The organism is Pseudomonas sp. NCIMB 10586, from assembly GCF_023127895.1.
Taxonomy (GTDB): domain Bacteria; phylum Pseudomonadota; class Gammaproteobacteria; order Pseudomonadales; family Pseudomonadaceae; genus Aquipseudomonas; species Aquipseudomonas synxantha_A.
This window is the reverse complement of sequence record NZ_SPKQ01000025.1, coordinates 1-6,903: the sequence shown is the minus strand read 5'-3', so window position 1 is coordinate 6,903 and position 6,903 is coordinate 1. Positions and strand designations below refer to the sequence as shown.

The 6,903-nt window shown below is 51.1% G+C and carries 3 protein-coding genes and 4 pseudogenes; 3 read left to right on the top strand and 4 right to left on the bottom strand.

The window, feature by feature from the left end; genetic code table 11:
- Positions 1 to 371, bottom strand: a pseudogene (locus tag E4P01_RS11615) (IS5 family transposase); the annotation flags it as partial.
- Between E4P01_RS11615 and E4P01_RS28285 the strand changes: the two are divergent.
- Positions 356 to 457: a hypothetical protein gene (locus tag E4P01_RS28285; protein ID WP_143508433.1), complete on the top strand. Its 102-nt coding sequence runs from the start codon at positions 356 to 358 to the stop codon at positions 455 to 457. The pseudogene E4P01_RS11615 and the gene E4P01_RS28285 sit on opposite strands and share 16 nt — an antisense overlap.
- 283 nt (positions 458 to 740) lie before the next feature.
- Here the strand turns inward: E4P01_RS28285 and E4P01_RS11610 are convergent, their stop codons facing one another.
- The 3 genes and pseudogenes from E4P01_RS11610 to E4P01_RS11600 all read right to left on the bottom strand — a co-directional run bounded on the left by E4P01_RS11610 (position 741) and on the right by E4P01_RS11600 (position 5,480).
- On the bottom strand, positions 741 to 3,329 hold the full coding sequence (locus tag E4P01_RS11610; RefSeq protein WP_216091076.1) for a pentapeptide repeat-containing protein: 2,589 nt from the start codon (positions 3,327 to 3,329) through the stop codon (positions 741 to 743).
- A 246-nt stretch (positions 3,330 to 3,575) separates the two neighbouring features.
- A pseudogene (locus tag E4P01_RS11605) lies at positions 3,576 to 4,329 on the bottom strand (IS5 family transposase).
- Positions 4,330 to 4,484: 155 nt separating this feature from the next.
- On the bottom strand, positions 4,485 to 5,480 hold the full coding sequence (locus E4P01_RS11600) for a hypothetical protein (protein ID WP_216091075.1): 996 nt from the start codon (positions 5,478 to 5,480) through the stop codon (positions 4,485 to 4,487).
- 588 nt (positions 5,481 to 6,068) lie between these two features.
- Here E4P01_RS11600 and E4P01_RS11595 point away from each other — a divergent pair.
- Positions 6,069 to 6,388, top strand: a pseudogene (locus tag E4P01_RS11595) (IS3 family transposase); the annotation flags it as partial.
- 130 nt (positions 6,389 to 6,518) lie between these two features.
- A pseudogene (locus tag E4P01_RS11590) lies at positions 6,519 to 6,802 on the top strand (DDE-type integrase/transposase/recombinase); the annotation flags it as partial.
- Between the last annotated feature and the right edge of the window lie 101 nt (positions 6,803 to 6,903).

Here is a 6,903-nt window from a genome sequence, read left to right as displayed (position 1 = left end):
AGCAGTTCGGCAACCTGAGTGACATCGGCTACATTCGCCGCGGCGCCGTGGAGGTGATGAACCAATCCCGACTCTGCATCGGCGCCAATATGGGCCTTCATCCCGAAGAAATACTGATTACCTTTCTTGGTCTGATGCATCTCGGGATCTCGCTTGCCTTCCTCGTTCTTGGTGGAACTGGGGGCATGAATAATGGTGGCATAGACGATAGCGCCTTGACGCAGCGACAGGCCTTTTTTTTGTAAATAACCGTTAATGACCGCGAGGATCGCAGGTGCGAGTTGATGCTTCTCCAGCAGGTGCCGGAAGTTCATGATCGTAGTGTCGTCCGGGATCGGCGCGCTCAACGCCAGGCGTGCGAACTGGCGCATGGGCTTGCGTGATACTGGTCCTGGCCACGCTGTTTACTCGCTACAGCTCAAGTGCTTTGTTTGGCGAAGAGTTGGACTCGCCGTAAGCACTGAGGGACTACGCTTCAGCGTTGGTGATCGGGCCATAATGATGGAGGGGATGAACAATCCACTAGCGCCTTATAACTTGCAATTAGAAAGCTGTAGCCCAGTCGTTTCAGCCGAGATGTGTAGACCCGCGGTTGATGTCGCCGCCCCAGCCGAACCTATCCTAGCCGGTTAGCCGATTGTTTTCGTCATGCCTAAACAGCCTGCCCGTTGGCGGACTGTTTAGGCGGGGAGGGACAACCAATCCTCCGGCTCATGGCCAAGCGTGCTGCGATCCTACGCTTAGCGCCACGCCGCCGGATAAAGCCCGAGGAAAACCAGTTCCAGGGGCGAGTTGGGCTGCGCTTGGTCTTGAATATGCCTGGTCATCATATCGCTCAGCACCGCCGTGCAGGAAAACGCTTGTCCCGACAAACGCGCTCGCCAATCCTTCAGGGTATCGGCGTTGACCAGTGTTGAATCGAGCTTATGCGCTTCCTGCAACAGCGCATAAGCATAGGCCCTGACCGCCTGGGGCGAATCCTCTTCCTCGCCGAACAACGCACTGGAGCTGTAGCGAGTAAACAGCGTGGCCAGCACCAACATCAGGCTGGCCCGATCGACCGCGGTGTCGTCAAGCCCGAAGCGGTTAACCCCCCCCACACGGGCAGCGTCCGAATAGGTGGCTTGCCATAGGGCCTCCTGATGCGCTGGGGTGAGTTGCAGGGAAGCCTTCGACCAGTTATCCACCTTCACCCCCTCCTCCACTTCCACCACCGGCGCCCATAACTCGAACCCGCTGACCGCCTGCCACAAGGGAGCGAAATGCGCCTCCAAGCGACTCTGGTGTTCCACCCCCGTCAGCTTCTCGGGCACCGATTGACACGCCAGGGCCGCGATAAACTGATCTTTATACGGCGAACCTGTGAAGACGGTTTCGACCAGGGCTTCTGCGCTGCCTGCGCTCATCAAGGCATGGTAACGCGCCTTTAAGAAAGGACTGCCGACAAACACTTGCTCCAGATTGCCAATGGCTACGTTTTCGAAGAGCTCCGACGTCGTCGCGCGCGACATCGGGTACAGGCTTTTCCAGGGGATCTCAGCAGGCACGCCTGAGTCCGCGGGAGTCACCAGGTGCTGGAACAGCTCGGGCTCGAGTGCCACCACTGCAAGCCCGGATGCATCGCTAAACACATAGGTCAGCTTCGCCAGTCCTGACTCGAAGTCCTCCAGAGTGGCACACGCCACCCGGAGGGCTGGGCTATTCAAATATGTGCGGCGCAATTGGTTCGCCTGCTCCTGGAGATTACCCTGAGCAGGCGACTGGGACGCGGCATACAGCAACTGGTTCACAGCTCCCTGGTATTCAGGGCCCGACCAATCAGGGCCGTCAGCACGGGTTAGGTACTCTAGAACCATGCCAAGATCGAACTCCTCCGGATGTAGCGGAGCCTGACTCTTACTCGCCATCCAGTGGGGCAGCAGGCGCTCATAAATGAACTTGGCAATAGTGGTGTCGTCAGCATAAGACGGCTCTTTGAGCAATATATCACCTAGAGAAGCCCAAGAGCCGGTTAGCTCCTCCGGGGGCAGCTTATCCAACTCGACAATCACTGACTTCATCAACGAATTACGTACCGAGGCGTATTTTACATCGATGCTATTAATTGAAGCCAGGAGTCCTTCGCCTTCATTGTTAAGGTGGTTGATATAATAATCGATAAGTTGTGGAAGATAATCTAAGAATTCTTTACTCAGCGTAACATTGGCGCCCTCCAACGTCGCGCTATTAAAATTGACCGACCGAAATCCGGGCAGCTCGCGGAGGTGTGCTCGAGAAAGGTCCGAGCCTGTAAAGTTCACCCCGATGAGTGAAGCTCTTGATAGGTTGGCCTCGATAAGTGATGAGTTCTTGAACGAGGCGCCACGTAGGTTCGCTTTGGAAAAATTAATGTTTTCCATCGACGACTCATCGAAGCTCGAGTCAATAATCTTCGCCCCTTGCCACTGCGTATTATTTAAAACGACATTATTTAACGCGGACCTTTTTACAACGCACTGATTGAAGCTCGAATCACTGAAATTTGAGTTATTAAACTTTGAACCCTCAACAAAAAGACCATCAAGATTTTTGCACTCAAGCTGTAGTGATTCAAGGTTGATTTGGGAAAACCTGAACGCTCGAAGAATTGAACTATTTGTTGCGCCAGGTGCGTTTTTTAGAAAATTATCGGAGTTAAATTGTTTCACAGGGCGATCGATGATATACGGATTTGCAAGAATAAGTTTTAGTAAATCCATCTTGACTACATTAGGTATTTCGTTGGACATACTGCCGATAACCCACAGAAACCCGTAACTATCGAATGACACGTGACCACTTTCGGATACTTCCGCTGCGCCCAAAGTTGACGGTGCGCAAAATATGTTGGCGCCAGAGCACTGAACCCCCCGCATCTCGACAAGCAGCTCTTTTAGTTGTTCTAATATTTCCGCATTCGGTTGTTTTAAATCGTTGCTAACGAAAATTTCTCTTATCGCGTTATCCAGCACACTATTACTACCCGCTAACAATGGACTTTCACTCGGAGCGCCGATAGCTTTGAGAGCGGTGTCGACGGCAACGATAGCAGTGCCGACGGTTATCTTCCGGTGTCCTTCATTGATAAAATACGCTGCAGCACTTTTAGCTTCGTCCTGATAACGAGCCCTGTTCAGCAGCCATTTTATTCCCGCTGGGCCTACTTTTAATCTGTCACCCTTGAGTCTCAAGACGGCGTTATCATTGCCCACTGACTCCAACATTTTTTTTATATTCGTTAATGTTTCGCGGGGGGGTTCAGAACCAAGTGCCGAGAGCGCGCGGGGAGTAGCAATAATTTGGGTGACCATAGAAGATATTCCGTTTAATGATTAGAGAACGCCTTGAGTTTCTGCCTGGCAGGCCCATTTTGGATAAAAGTAAGCCATCCGATCGTGATCCACCGTCAAAAACCGCTTAAAAAACGTTCACTCCTAAGGTTGCTCCGATCAACTTGCCGCACGGCGGCGGCAAGTCGAAATTTCCTCGGGACGCACCGCTATTTGCCAAAAAACGACCGATGCCTCGTGTATTGAGGGCTATTTCGTCTGGTCTTCTTAAGCACGCAACTCGCCCATATCCATCAGCTGTTTTCGAGCCATCCACAAATTGAATAAGGCAAACAGCGTGGTCAATTGAGCGGTGCTTTTCATCAATCCGCGAAACCGCCCTTTCACATGACCGAACTGACGTTTGATCCCCCAAAACGGATGCTCAACCTTGGCCCGTGTCTGAGCTTTGCAGTACTCGATCTTGCGCTTGGCTTTATACAGCAGGCTGCGTTTATTCAACTTGGAATAAGTGCTGCGGCGCGCTGCGATTTGCCAGATCACTTCACGATTTTCATGCTCTTCACGTTTCTCGACACCGGTGTACCCAGCGTCCGCATACACCGCGTTTTCTTCGCCATGCAGTAGCTCGGCAGCCTGCGTGACATCGGCCACATTGGAGGATCGCAGGTGCGAGTTGATGCTTCTCCAGCAAGTGCCGAAAGTTCATGATCGTAGTGTCTTCCGGAATCGGCGCGCTCAACGTCAGGCGTGCGAACTGGCGCATGAGCGTGATTTAGTAGAGCGCTTCTTCCATGGCCGGATCGCTCAGGGAGAACCAGTTCTGCAACAGATGGATGCGCAGCATGGTTTCCAGCGGATACGGTTTACGGCCACCGCCGGCCTTGGGGTGGAACGGCTCGATCAGCCCCAGCAGGCCTGTCCAGGGCACGACCTGATCCATCTCGGCGAGGAAGCGTTCACGGCGTGTCTGCTTACGTTTTCCGGCGTATTCGAAATCGGAAAAGCTCATCTGGCTCATGGGCAGCTCGGATCAGGTTATCAGGCGTATTTCAGCACAGTTGAAGACTTGTTCGGAGTTTCCCTAGAGGGATCCTGAAGCCGCTCCTGCTGTAATGACACCATGCCTTCACAGCTGCTCGACTCCTGCCGCAAGGCGCGCGCGGTCACGCCCCGCTATGAAGATCTGCTACTTGCATTACGGAAAAAATCAATCATTTTACCGAATGATGAAACAGGCTTGGACCCCTGCTCTACCGATAAATGAGGATGGGCGTCATACTCTATTGATAGCGTGCTGCGCAGCACATCCATATGCGCTTCAGAAGACGGTAAAATATTAATTGAGTGAATCCTATTCTTCACTATCAAAACACCAGGAACCACGCCACCTGTTGAAGTATCCGACATCGAAAACTTACCCTCTGCCTCAATCCACGCATGGGTTCCAGTCTCGTTTGGACTGATTGTATACTTAGCCCCCCTATCACCTACAGCCGCTAAAATCCCAGGCTTTAACGTAAGAAAAAACTCAGCAAGCGGATCACTCAGCATTCCTTGATGAGCCCGGCGAGACACCTCCCGCCTGAGCTCCCTGGATGCTATAAGCGATGAGAAGATCTCGAGCTTTTCACACTCCTTCTTATCAAGTTCCGACTCAGACGAGGCTAATTTTATGTCCTGCCCTAAATGCCGGACAATATACTCCGAGCGATTCAAGTCATTTATAAATGCTTTCGCATACTCAATAGCCTCGACCTCTCCCCCCTTACCCCTCTGCTCTAGAGCTTCGGTTTCAGCCGGGTCAGAACTCGGATTAAACCTGTCTTTCCTTTCCAACCATTCAAACGTTAGTTTCCGCCTCCCTTGAAAAATCGACTCATCGCTCAATGTACAAATGCCAATGGGTTTCAACTCCATCAGATCTTCCAGCGACTTGAGAGCCTTAAGAGTGGCAGGGCACCTTATTTCCTCCTTAAGCTCGGAAAAAGTTCCAAGCCGAGGAGAAATATCCCTATATGGCAAAGTAACAGAATTTTGACTTACTAACGATAAGCCACCTGGTTTGTTAGATCCACTCTCAAGTGCCGAGACAATAGCCTCATTAGCCGGAGCAAGATCTACGGAACGAACCGGTTGTAAAGCGAATGAACCCTCGACTACTTTTTGCACAGCACCACCTCTTCAAAAATAATCAGCCTCACCACCTAAAATAACATAAAACATCACAACCAAAACCAAACACAAGTACTCAAATCAAGATTTACTGCACCCTTGTAAAAATTCACAAACTCTGGCCAGCACACCGAATAATTTGCCTTATAGAATAATACCCCCCACAACCTCTACCAAAAAGCGCCTCACCTCTCCGAAAACTTTCCATAAAAACTTTAACAGCTCAGAAACTTATTCTACAGCCAAAACAGGAAAACATTAAAATATAGGATATCAGCCAATGCCGACGTAGCGACCGGTTGAGCCTTGAAAGTTGCAGCATTAGGGTTCCGCGACCCTACTTTAAGGCAGGCTAACGGACTATCAGCGCGTTCATTTCCATATTCGAAAATGGGGCTTGAACGTGAGAAGCCTGATTGACTAGCATTAACTACCATAATAATAACCATTTAATCTTTATGACATTAACACTACAAATTGTAAAGATCAGAACGGTACGCGCGCTATCAAAATACGCCACTGGTAGTGGTCTAATGAAACCGGACACCCGTTCAGGCGAGAATGCTCGCCAGATCCAGGTGTCAGATGACCAAACAACGCCGCGCCCTTACTCCTGAACTCAAGCGCTTGGCTGCTGACCTCGCGCTAAAACAAAACCACAGCCACATCGAAGCCAACCGTTCACTCGGCATTGGTGAGTCGGCATTGCGCCGCCGGGTTAACTAGATTCAGAAAGAATATAAAAGCGTCACCCCACTGAGCAAGGCACTGAATTCAGAACAGCAAAAAACTCAGGAGCTGGCCCCCTGATCGCACGCTCGGGTTGAGCGAGAGAAATCAATATTTAAAAAGTTACCGCGCTCTTGATGTCGGCACGAGCGTTCGCGCTGACTGATCAATTGAGCACTGTTGAGCCATTGATTGGCTATATAGATGCTTGACATCACTCGCTCGTCCTACTACGCCGCAGCGCCTGCGGCGCCGCACACCCTACGCTGAACAGCCTCGATTGCGTAGTCGCGCCAATGAACTGTTCGATTCAAAGTACCTAGCTTGATGCACGAACTTGATTTAGTCAGCAAACACCCCAGCTCTCACATTTACAAAAGAGCGGCGATAGAAAGACTCGATAACCCGAACACGTTGAGCCGTGGGCTTGATGTGCCAGCTCCCAATCAAGTCTAATGCGGTGATATCACCTATATTTGGGCGCAAGGAAAGTGGTATTACCCGGCTGTTATCCTGGATCTATGTACGCGCCGATCGTGGGTCGGGCGCTGTCGGAAAAGCCAAACGCTGAACTGATGGTAAAGGCGTTAGGGAAGCTCCGATCAACCCGCTGCAACCGTGCGGAAAGTTGAAAATCCTGCTGAATTTGGCGCTATTGACCGCGAAATATCCCGTACGCGCCGCCTTGGCG